The organism is Streptomyces sp. NPDC056452, assembly GCF_042796085.1.
GTDB lineage: Bacteria > Actinomycetota > Actinomycetes > Streptomycetales > Streptomycetaceae > Streptomyces.
The window spans coordinates 90,104-109,654 of sequence record NZ_JBHTRI010000030.1 but is presented as its reverse complement, the minus strand read 5'-3'; the positions used below and the strand labels follow the sequence as shown (position 1 = coordinate 109,654).

General features: G+C 72.1%; 18 protein-coding genes. 9 read left to right on the top strand and 9 right to left on the bottom strand.

From position 1 onward, the window contains the following. Positions 1-64 precede the first annotated feature (64 nt). The 5 genes from hutH to ACFQ6X_RS26780 all read right to left on the bottom strand — a co-directional run bounded on the left by hutH (position 65) and on the right by ACFQ6X_RS26780 (position 6,376). On the bottom strand, positions 65-1,615 hold the full coding sequence (gene hutH / locus ACFQ6X_RS26800) for a histidine ammonia-lyase (RefSeq protein WP_383185021.1): 1,551 nt from the start codon (positions 1,613-1,615) through the stop codon (positions 65-67). Positions 1,616-1,673: 58 nt separating this feature from the next. Then, positions 1,674-2,852 carry a diguanylate cyclase domain-containing protein gene (locus ACFQ6X_RS26795; RefSeq protein ID WP_383185019.1) on the bottom strand — a complete coding sequence of 393 codons (1,179 nt, stop codon included), beginning with the start codon at positions 2,850-2,852 and terminating at the stop codon, positions 1,674-1,676. An 82-nt stretch (positions 2,853-2,934) separates the two neighbouring features. Next, entirely contained in the window at positions 2,935-3,747 is an 813-nt protein-coding gene (locus ACFQ6X_RS26790) for an enoyl-CoA hydratase-related protein (RefSeq protein ID WP_329207996.1), read from the bottom strand. 339 nt (positions 3,748-4,086) lie between these two features. After that, a complete protein-coding gene (locus ACFQ6X_RS26785; RefSeq protein WP_383185017.1) occupies positions 4,087-5,286 on the bottom strand; it encodes an adenylate/guanylate cyclase domain-containing protein in 1,200 nt (399 codons plus the stop codon). A 181-nt stretch (positions 5,287-5,467) separates the two neighbouring features. Then, positions 5,468-6,376, bottom strand: coding sequence for a biotin--[acetyl-CoA-carboxylase] ligase (locus ACFQ6X_RS26780; protein WP_383185015.1), 909 nt, complete (start codon positions 6,374-6,376; stop codon positions 5,468-5,470). A 175-nt stretch (positions 6,377-6,551) separates the two neighbouring features. Here ACFQ6X_RS26780 and ACFQ6X_RS26775 point away from each other — a divergent pair, with 175 nt between their 5' ends. From ACFQ6X_RS26775 to ACFQ6X_RS26760, 4 genes are all read left to right on the top strand, one after another. Further along, positions 6,552-8,132 (top strand): acyl-CoA carboxylase subunit beta, encoded by a 1,581-nt coding sequence (locus tag ACFQ6X_RS26775; protein WP_383185013.1) that lies wholly within the window; start codon positions 6,552-6,554, stop codon positions 8,130-8,132. A 15-nt stretch (positions 8,133-8,147) separates the two neighbouring features. Further along, on the top strand, positions 8,148-8,354 hold the full coding sequence (locus ACFQ6X_RS26770) for an acyl-CoA carboxylase epsilon subunit (protein ID WP_383185011.1): 207 nt from the start codon (positions 8,148-8,150) through the stop codon (positions 8,352-8,354). 84 nt (positions 8,355-8,438) lie between these two features. Continuing rightward, positions 8,439-8,567, top strand: a complete 129-nt coding sequence (gene mmpB / locus ACFQ6X_RS26765) for a morphogenic membrane protein MmpB (protein WP_267882482.1) — start codon at positions 8,439-8,441, stop codon at positions 8,565-8,567. A gap of 96 nt (positions 8,568-8,663) precedes the next feature. Beyond that, complete coding sequence (locus tag ACFQ6X_RS26760; protein ID WP_383185008.1) at positions 8,664-9,275, top strand: nucleoside triphosphate pyrophosphatase; 612 nt, start codon at positions 8,664-8,666, stop codon at positions 9,273-9,275. Positions 9,276-9,286: 11 nt separating this feature from the next. On the opposite strand, the gene ACFQ6X_RS26755 is transcribed toward ACFQ6X_RS26760, so the two are convergent. Beyond that, positions 9,287-9,751, bottom strand: a complete 465-nt coding sequence (locus tag ACFQ6X_RS26755; RefSeq protein WP_383185006.1) for a hypothetical protein — start codon at positions 9,749-9,751, stop codon at positions 9,287-9,289. Positions 9,752-10,118: 367 nt separating this feature from the next. Here ACFQ6X_RS26755 and ACFQ6X_RS26750 point away from each other — a divergent pair, with 367 nt between their 5' ends. Both ACFQ6X_RS26750 and ACFQ6X_RS26745 read left to right on the top strand, forming a co-directional pair. Then, positions 10,119-11,873, top strand: a complete 1,755-nt coding sequence (locus ACFQ6X_RS26750; RefSeq protein ID WP_383185004.1) for an acetyl/propionyl/methylcrotonyl-CoA carboxylase subunit alpha — start codon at positions 10,119-10,121, stop codon at positions 11,871-11,873. Positions 11,874-11,979: 106 nt separating this feature from the next. Further along, the gene (locus ACFQ6X_RS26745; RefSeq protein WP_383185002.1) at positions 11,980-12,591 is read left to right on the top strand and encodes a TetR/AcrR family transcriptional regulator; all 612 of its coding nucleotides are present in this window, start codon (positions 11,980-11,982) and stop codon (positions 12,589-12,591) included. 62 nt (positions 12,592-12,653) lie between these two features. On the opposite strand, the gene ACFQ6X_RS26740 is transcribed toward ACFQ6X_RS26745, so the two are convergent. Together ACFQ6X_RS26740 and ACFQ6X_RS26735 are read right to left on the bottom strand one after the other, a co-directional pair. After that, positions 12,654-13,625, bottom strand: a complete 972-nt coding sequence (locus tag ACFQ6X_RS26740; protein WP_383185000.1) for a DeoR/GlpR family DNA-binding transcription regulator — start codon at positions 13,623-13,625, stop codon at positions 12,654-12,656. A gap of 210 nt (positions 13,626-13,835) precedes the next feature. Further along, positions 13,836-15,275 (bottom strand): NAD(P)H-quinone dehydrogenase, encoded by a 1,440-nt coding sequence (locus tag ACFQ6X_RS26735; RefSeq protein WP_383184998.1) that lies wholly within the window; start codon positions 15,273-15,275, stop codon positions 13,836-13,838. 261 nt (positions 15,276-15,536) lie between these two features. On the opposite strand from ACFQ6X_RS26735, the gene ACFQ6X_RS26730 reads away from it, so the two are divergent. The 3 genes from ACFQ6X_RS26730 to ACFQ6X_RS26720 all read left to right on the top strand — a co-directional run bounded on the left by ACFQ6X_RS26730 (position 15,537) and on the right by ACFQ6X_RS26720 (position 18,692). Next, entirely contained in the window at positions 15,537-15,974 is a 438-nt protein-coding gene (locus tag ACFQ6X_RS26730) for a gamma-glutamylcyclotransferase (protein ID WP_307125293.1), read from the top strand. Positions 15,975-16,124: 150 nt separating this feature from the next. Continuing rightward, on the top strand, positions 16,125-16,949 hold the full coding sequence (locus tag ACFQ6X_RS26725) for a purine-nucleoside phosphorylase (protein ID WP_329208018.1): 825 nt from the start codon (positions 16,125-16,127) through the stop codon (positions 16,947-16,949). Between the two features lie 102 nt (positions 16,950-17,051). Continuing rightward, the gene (locus ACFQ6X_RS26720) at positions 17,052-18,692 is read left to right on the top strand and encodes a phospho-sugar mutase (protein WP_383184995.1); all 1,641 of its coding nucleotides are present in this window, start codon (positions 17,052-17,054) and stop codon (positions 18,690-18,692) included. Positions 18,693-18,779: 87 nt separating this feature from the next. Here the strand turns inward: ACFQ6X_RS26720 and ACFQ6X_RS26715 are convergent, their stop codons facing one another. After that, positions 18,780-19,418 (bottom strand): PH domain-containing protein, encoded by a 639-nt coding sequence (locus ACFQ6X_RS26715; protein ID WP_383184993.1) that lies wholly within the window; start codon positions 19,416-19,418, stop codon positions 18,780-18,782. Positions 19,419-19,551 lie beyond the last annotated feature (133 nt).

Sequence of the window (19,551 nt, the reverse complement as noted above, 5' to 3'; positions counted from 1 at the left end):
GGTTCGGCGCGCGGGGGCGGGGGGGGGGCCCCGGGGGGCCCCCCCGCCCTTCCGTGCGTACGGGTCAGGCGAGCGGTCCGGTCACCGTCTCCGCGACGGCGACCAGCTTCCCTTCCCGGACGAAGGCGTCGGCTGCCGCCAGGTCGGGCGAGAGGAAGCGGTCGGGGCCCGGCCCCTGGACACCGGCGGCCCGAAGCGCCTCGATGACGGCCAGCGAGGCGGGCGCGGGGGTCAGTCCCTGGGCGGCGCGCAGTTCGACGGCGCGCGTGGCCGCGTACAGCTCGACGGCGACGATCCGCGCGAGGTTGGTGACGGCGGTACGGAGCTTGCGCGCGGCCGACCAGCCCATGGAGACGTGGTCCTCCTGCATCGCGGAGGACGGGATCGAGTCGACGGACGCCGGGACCGCGAGCCGCTTCATCTCGCTGACCAGGGCGGCCTGCGTGTACTGGGCGATCATCAGCCCGGAGTCGACACCGGCGTCGTCGGCGAGGAACGGCGGCAGCCCGTGCGAGCGGTTCTTGTCCAGGAGCCGGTCGGTGCGGCGCTCGGTGATCGAGCCGAGGTCGGCGGCGACGATCGCCAGGAAGTCGAGTACGTACGCGACGGGCGCACCGTGGAAGTTGCCGTTGGACTCCACGCGGCCGTCCGGGAGCACGACGGGGTTGTCGACGGCGGAGGCCAGCTCACGGTCGGCGACGAGCCGCCCGTGCGTGAGGGTGTCGCGTCCGGCCCCGTTGACCTGGGGTGCGCAGCGTACGGAGTAGGCGTCCTGGACCCGGGGCGCGTCGTCCTGGTGGTGGCCGGTGAGGCCTGATCCGGCCAGTACCCGCAGCATGTTGTCGGCGGAGGCGCCCTGGCCCGGGTGGGGGCGGATGGCGTGGAGCTCGGGGGCGAGGACCTTCTCCGTACCGAGGAGGCCTTCCAGGGAGAGCGCGGCGGTGATGTCCGCGGCGGTGTAGAGGTTCTTCAGGTCGGCGAGGGCCATCACGAGCATGCCGAGCATGCCGTCGGTGCCGTTGAGGAGGGCGAGGCCCTCCTTCTCGCGCAGCTCGACGGGCGTGATGCCGTGGGCGGCGAGGAGCTCACCGGCGGGGCGCACGACGCCGTCGGGGCCCTCCGCGTCACCCTCGCCCATGAGGGTCAGGGCGCAGTGCGAGAGCGGGGCCAGGTCGCCGGAGCAGCCGAGCGAGCCGTATTCGTGCACGACGGGGGTGATGCCCGCGTTGAGCACGTCGGCCATGGTCTGCGCGACCTGCGGGCGTACGCCGGTGTGCCCGGAGGCGAGCGTCTTCAGCCGCAGGAACATCAGCGCCCGCACGACCTCGCGCTCCACGTGGGGGCCCATGCCCGCCGCGTGCGAGCGCACGATGTTGCGCTGCAGCTGTGCCCGGAGGTCCGGGCTGATGTGGCGGCTGGCGAGGGCGCCGAAGCCGGTGGAGACGCCGTAGACCGGCTCGGGCTTGGCGGCCAGCGCGTCGACGATCTCCCGGGCGGCGGCCAGGGCGTCGACGGCGGCCTGCGAGAGCTCGACACGGGCGCCCCCGCGGGCCACGGCGATGACGTCCTCGGCGGTGGTACCGGACGTCCCCACCACGACTGTATGCATATCCATATTCAGAAGCGTACGGACTGAATCTCGACATGTCACTAGCGGTCGACGGGTTGACCCCTTACCGGTCCGGCATCCCGTTCCCGGGCGGCGGACTTCCGCGCAGCCTGCGGCGGTCGTGCGGCGACTTGGGCGGGGAGTCGGCGAGCCGGATCACCTCGCCGTCGCGCCCCGCCACCACCGGCCTCCTGGAATGGGCCGCCTTGGCCTGGTACTGGGCCGCGTCGGCGAGCCGGAAGAGCCGGCGCGCGGAGCGTACGGGTCCGATCTCGTCGCCGGTCGAGGCGACCCCGCAGGCGACCCCGTTGCCGAGTTCCAGGGCGACGGCCCTCGCGCAGAGCTCCTCGGAGACCCGGACCACGTCGTCCGCCGAGGGTCCCACGGTCAGCAGACAGAACTCGTCGCCACCCAGCCGTGCCGCCAGCGCCCCGGGGAGCATCGCCCCGCAGAGCGAGAGCACGGAGCCGAAACGTTCCAGCAGGCGGTCGCCGACCGCGTGGCCGTGGGTGTCGTTGACCTCCTTGAGGCCGTTCAGGTCACAGACGACCAGGCTCACCACGGCGTCCTCCATACGATGCCGCTCCACCGCCTCGTCGAGCCGGAGGTCGACTGCTCGGCGGTTGGCCAGCCCGGTCAGCGGGTCGGTGAAGGCCAGCTTGCGGACCTCCTCCAGGCGCTCGGTCTGGGCGATGCCCGCCGCGACGACGGCGGCCAGCACGGTGGCGAAGTCCGCGTCGTCCCGGTCGAACACCGGCGCACCGGCCGGACGCGCCACGTACAGCTCGCCCCAGGCCCTCCCGTGCAGGACGATCGGCGCCACCACGCAGCAGCCCCGCCCCCGCCGCCGCAGGGCCGCGACCCGCTGATGGCAGTAGGGGCGGGCACCCCGGGCCGGGGCCCCGGCGGCCGCGCTGCCGTCGGCGGTCTCCACCCAGGCGTCCGGCTCACCGCCGCCCGCCCAGCGCTCGTGCAGGAACTCGGTGATCTCCGGGAACTGGTGCACGGGGTAGGCCTCCTCGTCGGGGAACTCCTCCTCCCCCTCGGCCCGCTCCCCCGCGTTCACCAGCACCCGCAGCCTGCCCCGGTCGCGCTCCCACACGGACAGTGCCGCGAAACTGCCGCCCAGCGCCTCGCACGCCCCCAGCGCCGCGGCCCGCCAGGACTCGCGCGAGGTGTAGGCCGCCGCCATCGTCTGCGCCAGCGAAACCACGGCACGCAGACGCACATCATCACCGCCCATCACCACAGCTTAGGGAGGTTTGCGGTGATTTGATCAGTTGACAGCGCGGATGATCTTCAGCGCGTTCCGCCGGGCCGGGCCGTCACTCACCCGGCCAGTTCGGCTTCCGCTTCTCGTTGAACGCGGCCACGCCCTCGGCCCGGTCCCCGGAGAAGGCCACCGACCGCCAGGCCGCGTCCTCCACCTCGAGCCCCGCCCGCAGATCCAGCCCCTGGCCGAGCCGCAGGGCCCGCTTCGCGGCGCGCAGCCCCACCGGGGAATTGACGGCGATCCGGCCGCCGAGCGCCAGCGCCTCGTCCCGGTCCAGCCCCGCGTCGACCAGCTCGTCCACCAGCCCCAGCTCACGCGCCTCGGCCGCCTCCACCCGCCGCGCGGAGAAGACGAGCTCCGCCGCGCGCGCGGCGCCGACCCTGCGGGGCAGCAGCTGCGTACCGCCGCCGCCGGGAATGACGCCGACGGACACCTCGGGCAGTCCGACCACGGCCGTACGGTCGGCCACGATCACATCGCAGGCCAGCGCGAGCTCGAAGCCGCCACCGAGGGCGAAGCCGTGCACCGCGGCGACGGTCGGCATCGGCAGTTCGAGCACGCCCGTGTACGCGGCCCTCGCGGTGGGCCGCTGCCGTACCAGCTCGGCGTCCGTGAACGAGTTCCGCTCCTTGAGGTCCGCGCCCACGCAGAAGGCCCGCTCATGGCTGGAGGTGAGCACGGTGACGCGCACCCCCTGATCGGCGCCGAGCGCGTCGCAGGCGGCCCCGATCGAACGGGCCATGTCGGTGGACACCGCGTTCATCGCCTTGGGCCGGTCGAGCACGAGCTCGGCCACGTGCTCCTGACCCTCGTGCCGCCGCACGACGACGAACTCCCCGAACCGCTGCTCCGACGTGACGGTCATGCTGCACCCCTCCGGTTAACGAGCGTTACCGGGGGATCCTAGGCGCGCACCCGGCCCCAGCCCACCCCGGCAGCCTCAGCCCACCCCGGCAGCCTCAGCCCGTCCAGGCAACCTCAAGCCTGCCCGGGCAACCTCAAGCCCGCCCGGCGCTTGAGGGCACCTTTCGAGCCCACCCCGGGCACACCCCAGCCCGCCCGGCGCTTGAGGGCATCCTTGAGCTCGACCGCTCCCAGCCGTCCGGCGATCGAGGACCGGGGCCCGGGGGCGGAGCCCACGGTTTCGGGAAGGGGCGGGTAGGGGACGGGCCCGCCGCAGGCGCCACCCGCACCCCTCACCACGTCAGGACGCCGGCTTACCCCGCCGCGCCAGCAACCACGGCTCCACGACACCCAGCCCCCGCACAGGCCGCTGCCACATCGGCTGCAGCCCGAAGCGGTACGTCGGCAGCGGCGGCTCCTCCTCCACCGGCCGCCCCTCCTTCTCGGCCAGCCGCGCCCGCTCGGCCGCCGCCGCGACCACCTCGGCCGCCTGCGCCTCGGAGGCGGGGGCGTCACCGGTCCGCGTCAGCTCCTGGGCGAACGCGCCGTCGACCAGCACGGCGTCCTTCGGCGCTATCGAGGTCAGCCGGCTGGCCAGATTCACCGTCGTCCCGAACACATCGCCCATCCGGGTGGTGACCGTGCCGAACGCGATGCCAACCCGCAGAGCGGGCATCGTGGTGTCCTGCGCCATCGCCTCCACCAGCCGGAGCGCTATCTCACCCGCCGTGCCCGCGTCGTCCGCGGCGAAGAGGACCTCGTCGCCGAGCGTCTTGATGAGCCGTCCGCCATGGGCGGCGACCAGGTCGGCGGAGGTCGTCTCGAACGCCTCGACGAGCTCGCCGAGCTCCTCCTCCTCCAGCCGCCGGGTGAGCCGCGTGAAGCCGACCAGGTCGGCGAAGCCCACGGCGAGCCGGCGGTCGACCATCTCCTCGTCGTCCGCGGCCTGCACGACCCGGCCGGTGGCGGCGGCCAGCTGGCGCCGCCACACGTACACCAGGAATTCCTGCAGCTCCGGCAGGAGCAGCTCGACCAGCGGATAGGTGACCTCGGTACGGGTCATGCCGGGCTCGGGGGGCTCGGTCAGCCCCTCCAGGAAGGAGTCGATCTGCCACTCCGCGAGCCGCGCGGTCGTCTGCCCGGTCGACCGGGCCACCTGGATCGCCATCGGCTCGCTGAGCAGCCCGGCCTCCACGAGGCCCGCGAGGCGCCGCAGCGCCAGCACGTCCGCCTCGGTGAGCGCCTTGGCCTGCCCGATGTCGGCGAAGCCCATGGCCCGCCAGAACCGGGACGCCAGGTCCATGGAGACCCCGGCGGTCCTGGCCGCCTGGAACGGCGTGTAGCGCCGGTCGGCCCCCAGGATCAGCTGTTCCAGCCGGATCGCGAGAGGGTCGTCGGTCGGTTCGGCCGTGTGGTCGACTTCGTGATGCGGTGTCGCGTGGACCGAGGATCCCGGCGGGGGCTCCGCGCCCGCGCCTGAGTTCGTGTCGTCGACGGTCACCGGCCGCCTCCTGCCCGTTCCCTGCGCACTGCCCTGCCGATCTGTCGCTGGATCGCCTCAACGATACGGCAGGTGTGCCCCAGCTCACGTCCCCGGTTGCCCGGTTCGGGTGCGTCATGAGAGACATCGTCCGTAATCGCCTGTGCCGTCCGCGCCGTGCGTACGCCGGCGCCGGCCCGGTTCAGGTCAGCCCGCCCTCCGCTCCGCGCAGATGGACGATGTCACCGGCGGAGACCGGCTCCTGGAGCCCGTCCCCGGTGGCCAGGACCAGCCGTCCGTCGCCGTCGATCGCGACGGCCTCGCCGACGACGGACCGGTCGCCGGGCAGCTCGGCCCGCACCCTGCGGTCCAGCGTGGCGCAGCCCGCCGCGTAGGCGGCCTGCAGGCCGCTCTCGGCGGCGTCGCCGTCGGCTTCGCGCCACCGGCCGTACCACTCCTCCAGCGAGCGCAGGACGGCCCGCAGCAGCGTCTCCCGGTCGGTCGACACGGCCCCGGCGAGCGCCAGCGAACCGGCCTGGGGGGCGGGCAGCTCGGCCGCGCGCAGGGAGACGTTGAGCCCGATGCCGATGACGACGCCGTCACCGGCCCGTTCGGCGAGGATGCCGCCGGTCTTGCGCTCCGCGCCGGGCGGGGTCCCGGTCTCCCCGGGGCGGGTGCCGGAGCCCGTCGGAATGGTCACCAGGAGGTCGTTGGGCCATTTCAGTGCCATGTCGACGCCGGCGGACTGCGCGAGACCCGTCGCGGTCGCCACACCTGCCAGCAGCGGCAGCCAGCCCCAGCGCTCGGGGGGCACGTTGCCGGGGGTCAGGTAGACCGAGAAGAACAGCCCCGACCGGGGCGGCGCCGTCCAGCTCCGGTCCAGCCGCCCGCGGCCCGCGGTCTGCTCCTCGGCGACCAGCACAGTGCCCTCGGCCAGTCCGGAGGCGGCCCGTGCCGCGAGATCCGAGTTGGTGGAGCCGGTCGTCCCGACGATGTCGAGCGAGGTCCAAAGGCCGCCCGGTTTCAGCAGTCCCCGGCGCAGCGCGGCGGCGTTCAGGGGCGGTCTGTCGAGGTCCGACCAGCGGTTGTGTGGCGCATCCGGAGGTGTCATGCAACCCACATTAGGTGTGGGCAACGACGCACTGCCGAACCGTAGGCGCGCCGATACGCTACGGGTCAGTAGCTAACACCAGCCGACGAGCCGGTAGCCGTCGAGCACTTTCCGGTCCAGCACCTTTACTGGATGTACCAGCCGTCCCCGTGACCAGGCAGGGAGCCGCCACCCGATGTCCGAGCCGCAGAGCGACATCCACACGACCGCGGGCAAGATCGCGGATCTGCAGCGCCGTATTGACGAGGCCACGCACGCAGGTTCCGCACGCGCCGTCGAAAAGCAGCACGCCAAGGGCAAGTTGACCGCCCGTGAGCGCGTCGAGCTCCTGCTCGACGAAGGTTCCTTCGTGGAGCTCGACGAGTTCGCACGCCACCGGTCGACGAACTTCGGCATCGAGAAGAACCGCCCCTACGGCGACGGCGTCGTCACCGGCTACGGCACGGTCGACGGCCGTCCCGTCTGCGTGTACTCGCAGGACTTCACGATCTTCGGCGGCTCGCTCGGCGAGGTCTACGGCGAGAAGATCGTGAAGGTCATGGACTTCGCGATGAAGACCGGCTGCCCGGTCATCGGCATCAACGACGGCGGCGGAGCCCGCATCCAGGAGGGCGTGGCCGCCCTCGGCCTGTTCGCCGAGATCTTCCGGCGCAACGTGCACGCCTCGGGTGTCGTCCCCCAGATCTCCCTGATCGTCGGACCGTGCGCCGGCGGCGCGGTCTACTCCCCCGCGATCACCGACTTCACGGTCATGGTCGACCAGACCTCGCACATGTTCATCACCGGACCCGACGTCATCAAGACGGTCACCGGCGAGGACGTCGGCTTCGAGGAACTGGGCGGCGCCCGCACGCACAACACCACCTCCGGTGTCGCGCACCACATGGCGGGCGACGAGAAGGACGCCATCGAGTACGTCAAGTCCCTGCTGTCCTACCTCCCGTCGAACAACCTCTCGGAGGCTCCGGCCTTCCCCGAGGAGGCCGACCTGGAGACGACGGACGAGGACCGCGAGCTCGACACCCTCATCCCGGACTCGGCGAACCAGCCGTACGACATGCACACCGCAATCGAGCACGTGCTCGACGAGGGCGAGTTCCTGGAGACCCAGGCCCTGTTCGCGCCGAACATCATCACGGGCTTCGGCCGCATCGAGGGCTACCCCGTCGGCATCGTCGCCAACCAGCCGATGCAGTTCGCCGGCTGTCTGGACATCAACGCGAGCGAGAAGGCCGCGCGCTTCGTCCGGACCTGCGACGCGTTCAACGTGCCGGTCCTGACCTTCGTGGACGTCCCCGGCTTCCTGCCGGGCGTCGACCAGGAGTACGGCGGCATCATCCGCCGCGGCGCCAAGCTGATCTACGCGTACGCCGAGGCGACCGTCCCGCTGATCACGGTCATCACGCGCAAGGCCTTCGGCGGCGCCTACGACGTCATGGGCTCCAAGCACCTCGGCGCCGACCTCAACCTGGCCTGGCCCACCGCACAGATCGCGGTCATGGGCGCGCAGGGCGCGGTCAACATCCTGCACCGCCGCACCATCGCCGCCGCCGACGACCCGGAGACCACCCGCGCCGAACTGATGGCCGACTACGAGGACGCCCTCCTCAACCCCTACGTCGCCGCCGAGCGCGGCTACGTCGACGCGGTCATCATGCCGTCCGACACCCGGGCCCACCTCGTGAAGGGCCTGCGCCAGCTCCGCACGAAGCGCGAGTCGCTGCCCCCGAAGAAGCACGGCAACATCCCCCTCTAGGCACCGGGAGCCACCATGATCAAGGTCGTACGGGGCAATCCCACCCCGGAGGAACTGGCTGCCGCCCTCGCGGTCGTCCGGGCGCGTGCCGTGGCCGGTGCCGCGCTGCCGTCCGGCGATCCGCTGCCGCCCGAGCAGTGGTCCGACCCGGGCCGTGTCGCGCGCCGCGGAGCGATGCGGCCGGGCCCGCGGTCCTGGGCCCGGACGTACTGGCCCGTCTGACCGGGAAGCGCTGAGTCACACCGCTGCGGCGCCTGAGTACGCGTACTCAGGCGCCGCAGCCGTACCGGGACCACCATCGGAACCATGCTGTGGTCCGACCCCGAGAACAAGCCGCCGAAGGAACTGCGCGACGCCCAGGAGATGATGCGCCGCGCGGGGCTTCTGCTCGCCCTGGCCATGGTCGTCGCCATGTTCGTCCTGGGCACCCGCTGAGTCCCCGTCACGAGGGACCGGTTCCGCGTCCCGGCGGGCCGAGCCCGTGTCACAGGGGCCGAGTCCGGGTCACAAGGGCTCCGGGGCCCTTCTACGATGGCCGCTATGACTGATCAGCGCCGTCTCGTGCTCGCCTCCGCCTCCCCCGCCCGTCTCGGCCTCCTGCGCCAGGCGGGCTTCGCCCCCGAGGTGATCGTCAGCGGCGTGGACGAGGACGCGCTCTCGGCCCCGACACCGGCCGAGCTGGCGCTCGTACTGGCCGAGGCCAAGGCCGCCGCCGTCGCGGCCCGCCCCGAAGCCTCCGGCGCGCTGGTCATCGGCTGCGACTCCGTCCTCGAGCTGGACGGTGAGGCGCTCGGCAAGCCCGCCGACAGCGAGGAGGCCACCGCACGCTGGAAGTCCATGCGCGGCCGGTCCGGAGTCCTGCAGACGGGGCACAGCGTGATCGACACGGCGACCGGCCGTACGGCGTCGGCGACCGCGTCCACCGTCGTCAGGTTCGGCGAGCCGACCGACGCCGAGGTGGCCGCCTACGTCGCCTCCGGCGAGCCGCTCCATGTCGCGGGCGCGTTCACCCTGGACGGCCGCTCGGCGCCCTTCGTCGACTCGATCGAGGGCGACCACGGCAACGTCATCGGGCTCTCACTGCCCCTGCTGCGCCGCCTGCTCGGCGAACTCGACCTCTCGGTAACCGATTTGTGGGTCTGAGCGGACCGGTGTCACGCCGGTGCGGGCGCCCCGGCTCCGGCGCCGCTCCCGCTGGTGCCGGTCTCCTTCTCGTCGCTTCCCGCCTCACGGCGTCCGTACGCCACCAGGGTCAGCACGATCAGTCCCAGGACGACCATCATGAAAGCGAACGCGGTCCAGCCGACCAGTCCGACCACCACGGCGCCCAGCACCACGTGCACGACCGCGCACCCGATGAGGGCGATCCTGCCGATCCGGCCCGGCGCGCGGTCACGGATCCCGGCCAGCAGCGGGATGAGACCGCACGCCACGAGCAGGAGCCCGGAGAAGCCGCCCATCACCCATGTGCCGGTGGACATCACGTCCGGGTCCATGCCCGCCAGGGACATCTTCTGATTGTCGACGACCGTTGCGAGGATGCCGTTGATGAGCACGATGCCCGCGGCTTCCCCGAACAGAACGATCGCGGTTATGACGGCCACTGATCTGCGCACCACGGCGCCCACCCCCTGTTACCTGTAGTACCTGCGATACAGCGCGGACCCTACTAACCGGTAATCCTTCGGACAAGGGGTCGCGCAGTCCTCGCGCCACCTCGTACGTTCGGCAAAGATTCCATCGGCCGTTCGTAGGGTGTCCACAAAGAAACACTGCATGTGGCTGACCGTACGAACAGAGACTTGGACCACACCTCGTGGCTACTGTGCGGTTAAGGATCGCGGCGTACCGTGGTGCGACAAGGGATTTCGCGACTCGAGCAAGCCTCGAATCACACTCCGTGTGGGCAAGTTCACCTTTGGGGACGGGTCGTACGGCCGTGTCGGTAGTCCCTAAACTCAGCTTGTTCTCAAGGAGGGAGTCATCGTGCGCAAGGTGCTCATCGCCAACCGTGGCGAAATCGCTGTCCGCGTTGCTCGGGCGTGCCAGGATGCCGGAATCGCGAGCGTAGCGGTCTACGCCGATCCGGACCGGGATGCTCTGCATGTCCGCGCGGCCGACGAGGCGTTCGCTCTGGGCGGTGACACTCCGGCGGCCAGTTACCTGGACATGGGCAAGGTCCTGCAGGCGGCCAAGGACTCCGGGGCGGATGCGATCCACCCCGGCTACGGCTTCCTCTCGGAGAACGCCGAGTTCGCCCAGGCCGTCCTGGACGCGGGCCTGACCTGGATCGGCCCGCCCCCGCAGGCGATCCGTGACCTCGGTGACAAGGTCGCCGCCCGGCACATCGCCCAGCGTGCCGGCGCGCCGCTCGTCGCCGGCACCCCCGACCCGGTCTCCGGCTCGGACGAGGTCGTCGCGTTCGCCGAGCAGAACGGCCTGCCGATCGCGATCAAGGCCGCCTTCGGCGGCGGCGGGCGCGGCCTGAAGGTCGCCCGCACCCTCGAGGAGATCCCCGAGCTCTACGACTCCGCCGTCCGTGAGGCCGTCGCCGCGTTCGGGCGCGGCGAGTGCTTCGTCGAGCGCTACCTCGACAAGCCCCGCCACGTGGAGACCCAGTGCCTGGCCGACTCCCACGGCAACGTCGTCGTCGTCTCCACCCGTGACTGCTCGCTGCAGCGCCGCCACCAGAAGCTCGTCGAGGAAGCCCCCGCGCCGTTCCTCTCCGAGGCGCAGAACGCCGAGCTGTACGCCGCGTCGAAGGCCATCCTGAAGGAGGCCGGCTACGTCGGTGCCGGCACCGTGGAGTTCCTCGTCGGCACCGACGGCACGATCTCCTTCCTCGAGGTCAACACCCGCCTCCAGGTCGAGCACCCGGTCACCGAGGAGGTCACCGGCCTCGACCTCGTCCGCGAGATGTTCCGCATCGCCGACGGCGAGGAGCTCGGCTACGGCGACCCCGCCGTGCGCGGCCACTCCTTCGAGTTCCGGATCAACGGCGAGGACCCGGGCCGCGGGTTCCTGCCCGCCCCCGGCACCGTCACCACCTTCAACCCGCCCTCCGGCCCCGGTGTCCGCCTCGACGCGGGCGTCGAGTCCGGCAGCGTCATCGGCCCCGCCTGGGACTCCCTCCTCGCCAAGCTCATCGTGACCGGTGCGACACGTGAGCAGGCACTGCAGCGCGCGGCCCGCGCCCTGGGCGAGTTCACCGTCGAGGGCATGGCCACCGCCATCCCCTTCCACCGTGCCGTCGTCGCCGACCCGGCGTTCACCGCCGACCCGTTCCGCGTCCACACCCGGTGGATCGAGACGGAGTTCGTCAACACCATCCCCGCCTTCGCCGTCCCCGCCGACACCGAAGCGGACGAAGAGTCGGGCCGCGAGACCGTCGTCGTCGAGGTCGGCGGCAAGCGCCTCGAGGTGTCCCTGCCCTCCTCGCTCGGCATGAGCCTGGCCCGCACCGGCCTCGCCGCCGGCGCCAAGCCCAAGCGCCGTGCCGCGAAGAAGGCCGGCTCCGCCGCCTCCGGCGACACCCTCGCCTCCCCCATGCAGGGCACCATCGTCAAGATCGCCGTCGAGGAAGGCCAGGAAGTCAAGGAAGGCGACCTCATCGTCGTCCTCGAAGCGATGAAGATGGAACAGCCCCTCAACGCGCACCGCTCCGGCACCGTCAAGGGCCTGGCCGCCGAGGTCGGCAGCTCCGTCTCCTCCGGCGCCATGATCTGCGAGATCAAGGACTGAGAGCTCTTCTCGACCCGGGGGCCCGGTCGCTGTCGATGACGTACCCGACAACGACCGGGCCCTCGGTGGCATCCTGGACGCAGGCGGAGACCAGGAGGACAGCGCGATGGCGATGAGCACGGCACGGACACCGGACCGGCCGATGCGCGCCGACGCGCGCCGCAACTACGAGCGGCTGGTCGGCGAGGCCCGCACGTCCTTCGCCGAGCACGGTACGGATGCCTCGCTCGAGGACATCGCCCGGCAGGCCGAGGTCGGCATCGGCACGCTGTACCGGCACTTCCCGAACCGGCACGCGCTGATGAACGCGGTGTTCCAGGAAGCCCTGGCCTCACTGCTCGCCCGCTCCCACGAACTGGCGGAGGCGGAACAGCCGTGCAGGGCGCTGGTGGAGTGGCTGGGCGCGATCGTCACCCATGCCGGTGAGTACCGAGGCCTGGCACAGGCGCTCATGTCGGCGTCGGGCGACACGACTTCGGCCCTGGCGCAGTGCAATGTGCCCCTGCGTCAGGCGGGGGCGCGGCTGCTGGCGCGGGCCCAGGCGAGCGGTTCGGTGCGGGCGGACGTCTCGATCGACGATCTGCTCCAGCTGACGAACGCGATCGCGCTGGCGGCCGAGCAGACTCCGTCGGATCCCGGCCTGGCCGACCGCCTTCTGATGCTGACGCTCCAGGGCCTGAAGAGCGGGGCGGCCGCACCTGGCCCACAGGGCGGCTGAGGCCGTCCCCCGGGCCCCGGTTTCGGATGGCGGACGGAGAAAGGCCGCCGCACGCGCCCCCGCTACCGCCGCCGCAGGTCCGCCACCCGGGCACGCTCCCCCGGTCCCTGCTCTGCCAGCGCCGCCGCACTCCGCAGCTGCGGCGGTCCCAGACCCGAGTGGCCCCCGGGCTGGGTGCGGCGCTGGCCCGGGAGCGGCATGTCCCGCCGGGGCCGGTGGCCCGCGCCGCTCTCACCGCCGGAGGACTCCGCGTCGGGTCCCGCGACCGTGATCTCCACGCCCTGGTCCGCCAGAGCCTGCAGCTCGGTGGCGGCACGCTCGTCGTGGACCGGTGGTTCGTCCGTCACCAGCCGGGTGATCAGCTCCGTGGGCACCGTCTGGAACATGGTGTCGGAGCCGAGCTTGGTGTGGTCCGCGAGGACCACCACCTCGGCCGCCGCCTGTACCAGCGCCCGGTCGACGCTCGCCGAGAGCATGTTGGACGTGGACAGCCCGCGCTCGGCGGTCAGCCCGCTCCCGGAGAGGAACGCACGGGACACCCGCAGCCCCTGGAGGGACTGCTCGGCCCCGCTGCCCACGAGCGCGTAGTTGCTCCCGCGCAGCGTGCCGCCGGTCATCACCACTTCCACCCGGTTGGCATGGGCCAACGCCTGGGCGACGAGCAGCGAGTTGGTGACCACGGTCAGACCGGGAACACGCGCGAGCCGGCGGGCCAGCTCCTGCGTGGTCGTTCCGGCGCCGACCACAATGGCCTCGCCTTCACCGACGAGGCCGGCGGCCAGGTCGGCAATAGCCGTTTTCTCCGCGGTGGAGAGATGGGATTTCTGCGGAAAGCCGGACTCCCGCGTAAAACCGCCCGGCAAAACCGCACCGCCATGCCGGCGGTCGAGGAGTCCTTCTGCCTCCAGTGCCCGCACGTCCCGCCGTACGGTCACTTCGGAGGTCTGGACGACGCGGGCGAGCTCACGGAGCGATACCGCCCCGTTGGCGCGCACCATTTCGAGGATCAACTGACGACGTTCTGCAGCGAACACGAAACTGACAGTAACCTGGCCGTAGGTTGCTTTTCAGCAGTTTGCGCCGAATAAGAGAAGTTGTACATGCGCAGGGCCCCCTAGTGGTATAGGAGGCCCTGTTGGTGTTCATGAGGGGTCCGGGAGATGCCCGGGAGATGCACAAACGCCCTGTCAGGACGCCGGGGACGCCGGGAGTTGCCGGTTCGCCGGCAGCCCGTCGGGTCCTGCCTACGCCTCGCCCGCCCGCTTACGGGTGTGCAACTGCCGGGCCACTTCTGCGATCGATCCGGACAGGGACGGGTACACGGTGAACGCGTTCGCGATCTGCTCCACGGTCAGGTTGTTGTCGACCGCGATCGAGATCGGATGAATCAGTTCGCTGGCCCGAGGCGCGACGACACAGCCGCCGACCACGATGCCGGTTCCGGGCCGGCAGAAGATCTTGACGAAGCCGTCCCGGATGCCCTGCATCTTGGCGCGCGGGTTGCGCAGCAGCGGCAGCTTCACGACGCGGGCGTCGATCTTGCCGGAGTCGACATCGGCCTGGCTGTATCCGACCGTGGCGATCTCGGGGTCGGTGAAGACGTTGGAGGAGACCGTCTTCAGGTTCAGCGGAGCCACCGCGTCCCCGAGGAAGTGGTACATCGCGATCCGGCCCTGCATCGCGGCGACGGAGGCCAGCGCGAAGATGCCGGTGACGTCGCCGGCCGCGTACACGCCGGGGGCGCTCGTGCGGGAGACCCGGTCGGTCCGGATGTGGCCGGACTCCTTGAGCAGGACCCCGGACTCCTCCAGGCCCATCCCCGCGGTGTTGGGGATCGCGCCGACGGCCATCAGGCAGTGCGTACCGGAGATGACGCGGCCGTCGGCCAGCGTGACCTCGACGCGGTCCCCGACGCGCTTCGCGGACTGGGCCCGGGAGCGGGCCATGACGTTCATGCCGCGGCGCCGGAAGACGTCCTCCAGGACGGCTGCGGCGTCGGGGTCCTCGCCCGGGAGGACCCGGTCGCGGGAGGAGACGAGGGTGACGCGGGAGCCGAGCGCCTGGTAGGCGCCGGCGAACTCGGCGCCGGTCACACCGGAGCCGACCACGATGAGCTCCTCGGGGAGCTCGTCCAGGTCGTAGACCTGGGTCCAGTTCAGGATGCGCTCGCCGTCGGGCAGGGCGTCCGGGATCTCCCGGGGGTGGGCACCGGTCGCTATCAGGACGGCGTCGGCGGTGAGGCGCTCCTCGGTGCCGTCGGCCGCGGTCACCACGACCTGGCGGGAGCCGTCGGCGGCCTGGAGGCCCTCGAGGCGGCCCCGGCCGCGCATGACCCTGGCACCGGCGCGGGTGACGGAGGCGGTGATGTCGTGGGACTGGGCGAGCGCCAGGCGCTTGACCCGTCGGTTGACCTTGCCGAGGTCGACACCGACCACGCGCGCCGCCTGCTCCATGTGCGGCGTGTCGTCGGCGACGATGATGCCGAGTTCCTCGTACGAGGAGTCGAAGGTGGTCATCACCTCGGCCGTCGCGATCAGGGTCTTCGAGGGTACGCAGTCGGTGAGTACCGACGCGCCGCCGAGGCCGTCGCAGTCGACGACGGTCACCTCGGCGCCGAGCTGGGCGCCCACCAGTGCCGCCTCGTAGCCGCCGGGGCCACCGCCGATGATCACGATCCGGGTCACGAAAAGTCCGCCTCGCGTGGTGTCTTCCCGCGGCCGTCTGCCGCCCCGGCCGGGGGTCCGGGGGATCGCCCCGGGGAATGCAGTACGTAATTCATTGTCCCGCACGCGCCAAGGTGCTTCGCCCCGGGGCCCTCCATACGGGAACGAGGCCGATCGGGCCACGGCCTCCGGGCCCGATGACACACCCCGGACGACGCCCCGGCCGGGGGCTTCCTCACGGGAATCGGCACGCGCCCCGCCACCTCCCGTACCCTCGACCCCATGTCGCTCTACGCCGCGTACGCCGGCAACCTCGACGCGCGGCTGATGACGCGCCGCGCTCCGCATTCCCCGCTGCGCGGCACCGGCTGGCTCAACGGCTGGCGGCTGACGTTCGGCGGGGAGCAGATGGGCTGGGAGGGCGCGCTCGCCACGGTCGTGGAGGCGCCGCGTTCCCAGGTCTTCGTCGCGCTGTACGACCTGGCGCCGATGGACGAGGACTCCATGGACCGCTGGGAGGGTGTCGGCCTCGACATCTACCGGCGGATGCGGGTGCGCGTGCACACCCTGGACGGCGAGGAGCCGGCCTGGATGTACGTGCTGAACGGCTACGAGGGCGGGCTGCCGTCCGCCCGCTATCTGGGCGAGGTGGCCGACGCCGCCGAGTCCGCGGGCGCGCCGCACGACTATGTGATGGGCCTGCGCAAGCACCCCTGCTGAGCCCCCCGCGGAGCCTGTGCCGATCCCCTGTTGAACGGCACTCGCCGTGGCACTGCCGCACCACTTTCGTACGAAAGTACGAGTACGACAGGCCAGACTCTGAACCTGCGCATCTACGCGCGTAGGGATTCACCGGTTACCCTCATCCGCGTGAACGCATCTGTTATTCCGGACCACATCCAGGGCGACCCCCACGTCGCCGCAGCCGACGCCGCCGCCCGCCTGCGCGAGCTCACCGGTGCCGAGACCCATGACGTCGCCCTCGTGATGGGCTCCGGGTGGGCCCCCGCCGGCGATGCGCTCGGCGCGCCGGAGGCCGAGTTCCCGGTGACCGCACTGCCCGGATTCCCGGCGCCCGCGGTGGAGGGGCACGGCGGCACGATCCGCTCGTACCGCATCGGCGAGAAGCGCGCCCTGGTCTTCCTCGGCCGCACGCACTACTACGAGGGCCGCGGCGTCGCCGCCGTCGCCCACGGTGTCCGCACGGCCGTCGCCGCGGGCTGCAAGACCATCGTCCTGACGAACGGCTGCGGCGGTCTCCGCGAGGGCATGCGCCCCGGACAGCCCGTCCTCATCAGCGACCACATCAACCTCACGGCGGCGTCGCCGATCATCGGCGCCAACTTCGTCGACCTGACCGACCTGTACTCGCCGCGGCTGCGCGCGCTGTGCAAGGAGATCGACGAGACGCTCGAAGAGGGCGTGTACGTGCAGTTCCCCGGCCCGCACTACGAGACTCCGGCCGAGATCAACATGGTGCGCGTGATGGGCGGCGACCTCGTCGGCATGTCCACCGTGCTGGAGGCCATCGCGGCCCGCGAGGCGGGCGCGGAGGTGCTGGGGATCTCCCTGGTCACGAATCTGGCCGCCGGCCTGAGCGGTGAGCCCCTCAACCACGAAGAGGTCCTCCAGGCCGGCCGCGACTCGGCCGCCCGGATGGGTTCGCTGCTGGCCCGGGTCCTCGACCGGATCTGAGCCGACCGGCCTCGCCGGCGTCCGGGGCGCGGCGGTCGGGGGCAGAGCCCCCGCAGCGCCCCTCCCCGGCCCCCACAACCGCACCGCAGAAAGGCGGACACCGTGCAGCAGGACCTCATCACGCGGGCCAGGACCTGGCTCGCCGAGGACCCGGACCCCGAGACCCGCGCGGAGCTCGCCGGACTCATCGACGCCGGAGACCTCGCCGCGCTCGCCGACCGCTTCGCGGGCACCCTGCAGTTCGGCACGGCAGGCCTGCGCGGTGAGCTCGGCGCGGGCCCGATGCGGATGAACCGGTCCGTCGTCATCCGCGCCGCCGCCGGCCTCGCCGCGTATCTGACGGCGCAGGGGCAGGCCGGCGGACTCGTCGTCATCGGCTACGACGCCCGCTACAAGTCGGCCGACTTCGCCCGCGACACCGCGGCCGTGATGACCGGAGCGGGCCTCCGCGCCGCCGTGCTCCCCCGCCCGCTGCCCACCCCCGTCCTCGCGTACGCCATAAGGCATCTGGGCGCCGTTGCGGGCGTGGAGGTCACCGCCAGCCACAATCCGCCGCGCGACAACGGCTACAAGGTCTACCTGGGTGACGGCTCGCAGATCGTGCCGCCGGCCGACGCGGAGATCGCCGCCGCGATCGCGGCGGTCGGCCCGCTGGAGACCGTGCCGCGCCCCGAGGCCGGCTGGCAGACCCTCGGCGACGAGGTCCTGGACGCCTACCTCGCCCGTACGGACACCGTCCTCGGTCACGGCTCCCCGCGTACCGCGCGCACCGTCTACACGGCCCTGCACGGCGTCGGCACCTCCGTCCTCACGGCAGCCTTCGCACGGGCCGGTTTCCCCGCACCCGTGCTCGTCGCCGAGCAGGCGGAGCCCGACCCGGCGTTCCCCACCGTCGCCTTCCCCAATCCGGAAGAGCCCGGCGCCATGGATCTCGCTTTCGCGACCGCGCGCCGCTCGGATCCGGACATCATCATCGCCAACGACCCGGACGCCGACCGCTGCGCCGTCGCCGTGCCGGACGCGTCCACGGACGGCGGCTGGCGGATGCTGCGCGGCGACGAGGTGGGCGCACTGCTGGCCGCTCACCTGGTGGACCGGGGCGCCACGGGCGTGTTCGCCGAGTCGATCGTGTCCTCGTCCCTGCTGGGCCGGATCGCCGAGAAGGCGGGCCTCGGCTACGAGGAGACGCTGACGGGCTTCAAGTGGATCGCCCGCGTCGAGGGGCTGCGCTACGGGTACGAGGAGGCGCTGGGCTACTGCGTGGACCCGGACGGGGTCCGCGACAAGGACGGCATCACGGCCGCGCTGCTGATCGCCGAACTCGCCTCCGTACTGAAGGAGAAGGGCCGCACCCTCCTCGACCTGCTCGACGACCTCGCGCTCGCGCACGGCCTGCACGCCACGGACCAGCTGTCGGTCCGCGTCGAGGACCTGACGGTCATCGCCGACGCCATGCGCCGCCTGCGGGAGAACCCCCCGGCCGCGCTGGCCGGCCTCCCCGTCACCTCGGCCGAGGACCTGTCCCGGGGTACGGAGCAGCTGCCGCCCACGGACGGTCTGCGCTACCACCTCACGGGCGCCCGGGTCATCGTCCGCCCGAGCGGCACCGAGCCGAAGCTCAAGTGCTACCTGGAGGTCGTGGTGCCGGTCGCCTCGGCGGACGAGCTGCCCGCGGCCCGGGAACGGGCAACGGAGCTGCTCGACGGCATCAAGCGCGACCTGGCTGCCGCCGCCGGCATCTGAGGGCCGACGGGTGGGGCCGGTGCGTCCGGGCATCGGCTCCGTGCGTCCCTGCCGTCAGGGAGGCCCACGGCGCACACGTCCGGCGCCTCAGGCGATCGCGAGCAGCACCACGAGCAGCACCGCGCCGACGACGGCCGGGGCGATCACCTCGTACGCCCAGCGCACCGACGCCGTGGTCACGGCCTCCTCCGTGCGCCTGCCCGCCCGCTCGGCCAGCTCCCGCAGGTCCCGCACGGACTGGTCGGCGGCGGCGGCGCGGGCCTGCATGTCGCGGACGTCGGCGTGCACGGAGGTCCGGCCGTACGGGTCGTCGTGCGCCTCCCGGGTCGCCTTGCGCGCCGCACGCTTGCGCTCGCGCAGCGATACGGGCACCGCCCAGAGCTGGTACTTCCTGCCGTCCTGGGTGAACAGTTCGCTGGAGTACGAGGCCCGGACGTCGGAGACGTCGGTCCAGGGCAGCACGATCGTCCGGAACGGGTTGCGGATGCGGATCCGCTCCTCGTCGGCGAACACCGCCGGCCGCAGGGTGAATGCCACGATCAGCGGAATCAGGGTCAGCAGCGCGGCCAGCGCCTGCCACGGCACCCACCCGTTGCCCCGGACCACCGCGTCGCCGCCGATCCAGCCGACCAGCAGGATCAGCAGCGCGCCGCTGACCAGCCCGGCGACCGACCGGAAGGTCCGGTCGGCGTAGGCGGGCTCGGCGGGAGGTGTGGGGCTCGTCATGGTCCCGATTCTGCCTGACGGGCGCGGGCGGTGGCGGGGCGCCCGTCCGGCGGCCTCGTCCGGCCTGCGGGAGACGCAGAAACGGGGAGGGCCCTGTACAGGTCGCTACGCGCGTAGATATGCTCATGTGGTG

Coding starts and splice junctions, on each gene's coding strand:
- hutH (WP_383185021.1), bottom strand. CDS start 1,615: ATGGATATGCATACAGTCGTGGTGGGGACGTCCGGTACCACCGCCGAG.
- ACFQ6X_RS26795 (WP_383185019.1), bottom strand. CDS start 2,852: ATGGGCGGTGATGATGTGCGTCTGCGTGCCGTGGTTTCGCTGGCGCAG.
- ACFQ6X_RS26790 (WP_329207996.1), bottom strand. CDS start 3,747: ATGACCGTCACGTCGGAGCAGCGGTTCGGGGAGTTCGTCGTCGTGCGG.
- ACFQ6X_RS26780 (WP_383185015.1), bottom strand. CDS start 6,376: ATGACACCTCCGGATGCGCCACACAACCGCTGGTCGGACCTCGACAGA.
- ACFQ6X_RS26775 (WP_383185013.1), top strand. CDS start 6,552: ATGTCCGAGCCGCAGAGCGACATCCACACGACCGCGGGCAAGATCGCG.
- ACFQ6X_RS26770 (WP_383185011.1), top strand. CDS start 8,148: ATGATCAAGGTCGTACGGGGCAATCCCACCCCGGAGGAACTGGCTGCC.
- mmpB (WP_267882482.1), top strand. CDS start 8,439: ATGCTGTGGTCCGACCCCGAGAACAAGCCGCCGAAGGAACTGCGCGAC.
- ACFQ6X_RS26760 (WP_383185008.1), top strand. CDS start 8,664: ATGGCCGCTATGACTGATCAGCGCCGTCTCGTGCTCGCCTCCGCCTCC.
- ACFQ6X_RS26745 (WP_383185002.1), top strand. CDS start 11,980: ATGGCGATGAGCACGGCACGGACACCGGACCGGCCGATGCGCGCCGAC.
- ACFQ6X_RS26730 (WP_307125293.1), top strand. CDS start 15,537: ATGTCGCTCTACGCCGCGTACGCCGGCAACCTCGACGCGCGGCTGATG.
- ACFQ6X_RS26715 (WP_383184993.1), bottom strand. CDS start 19,418: ATGACGAGCCCCACACCTCCCGCCGAGCCCGCCTACGCCGACCGGACC.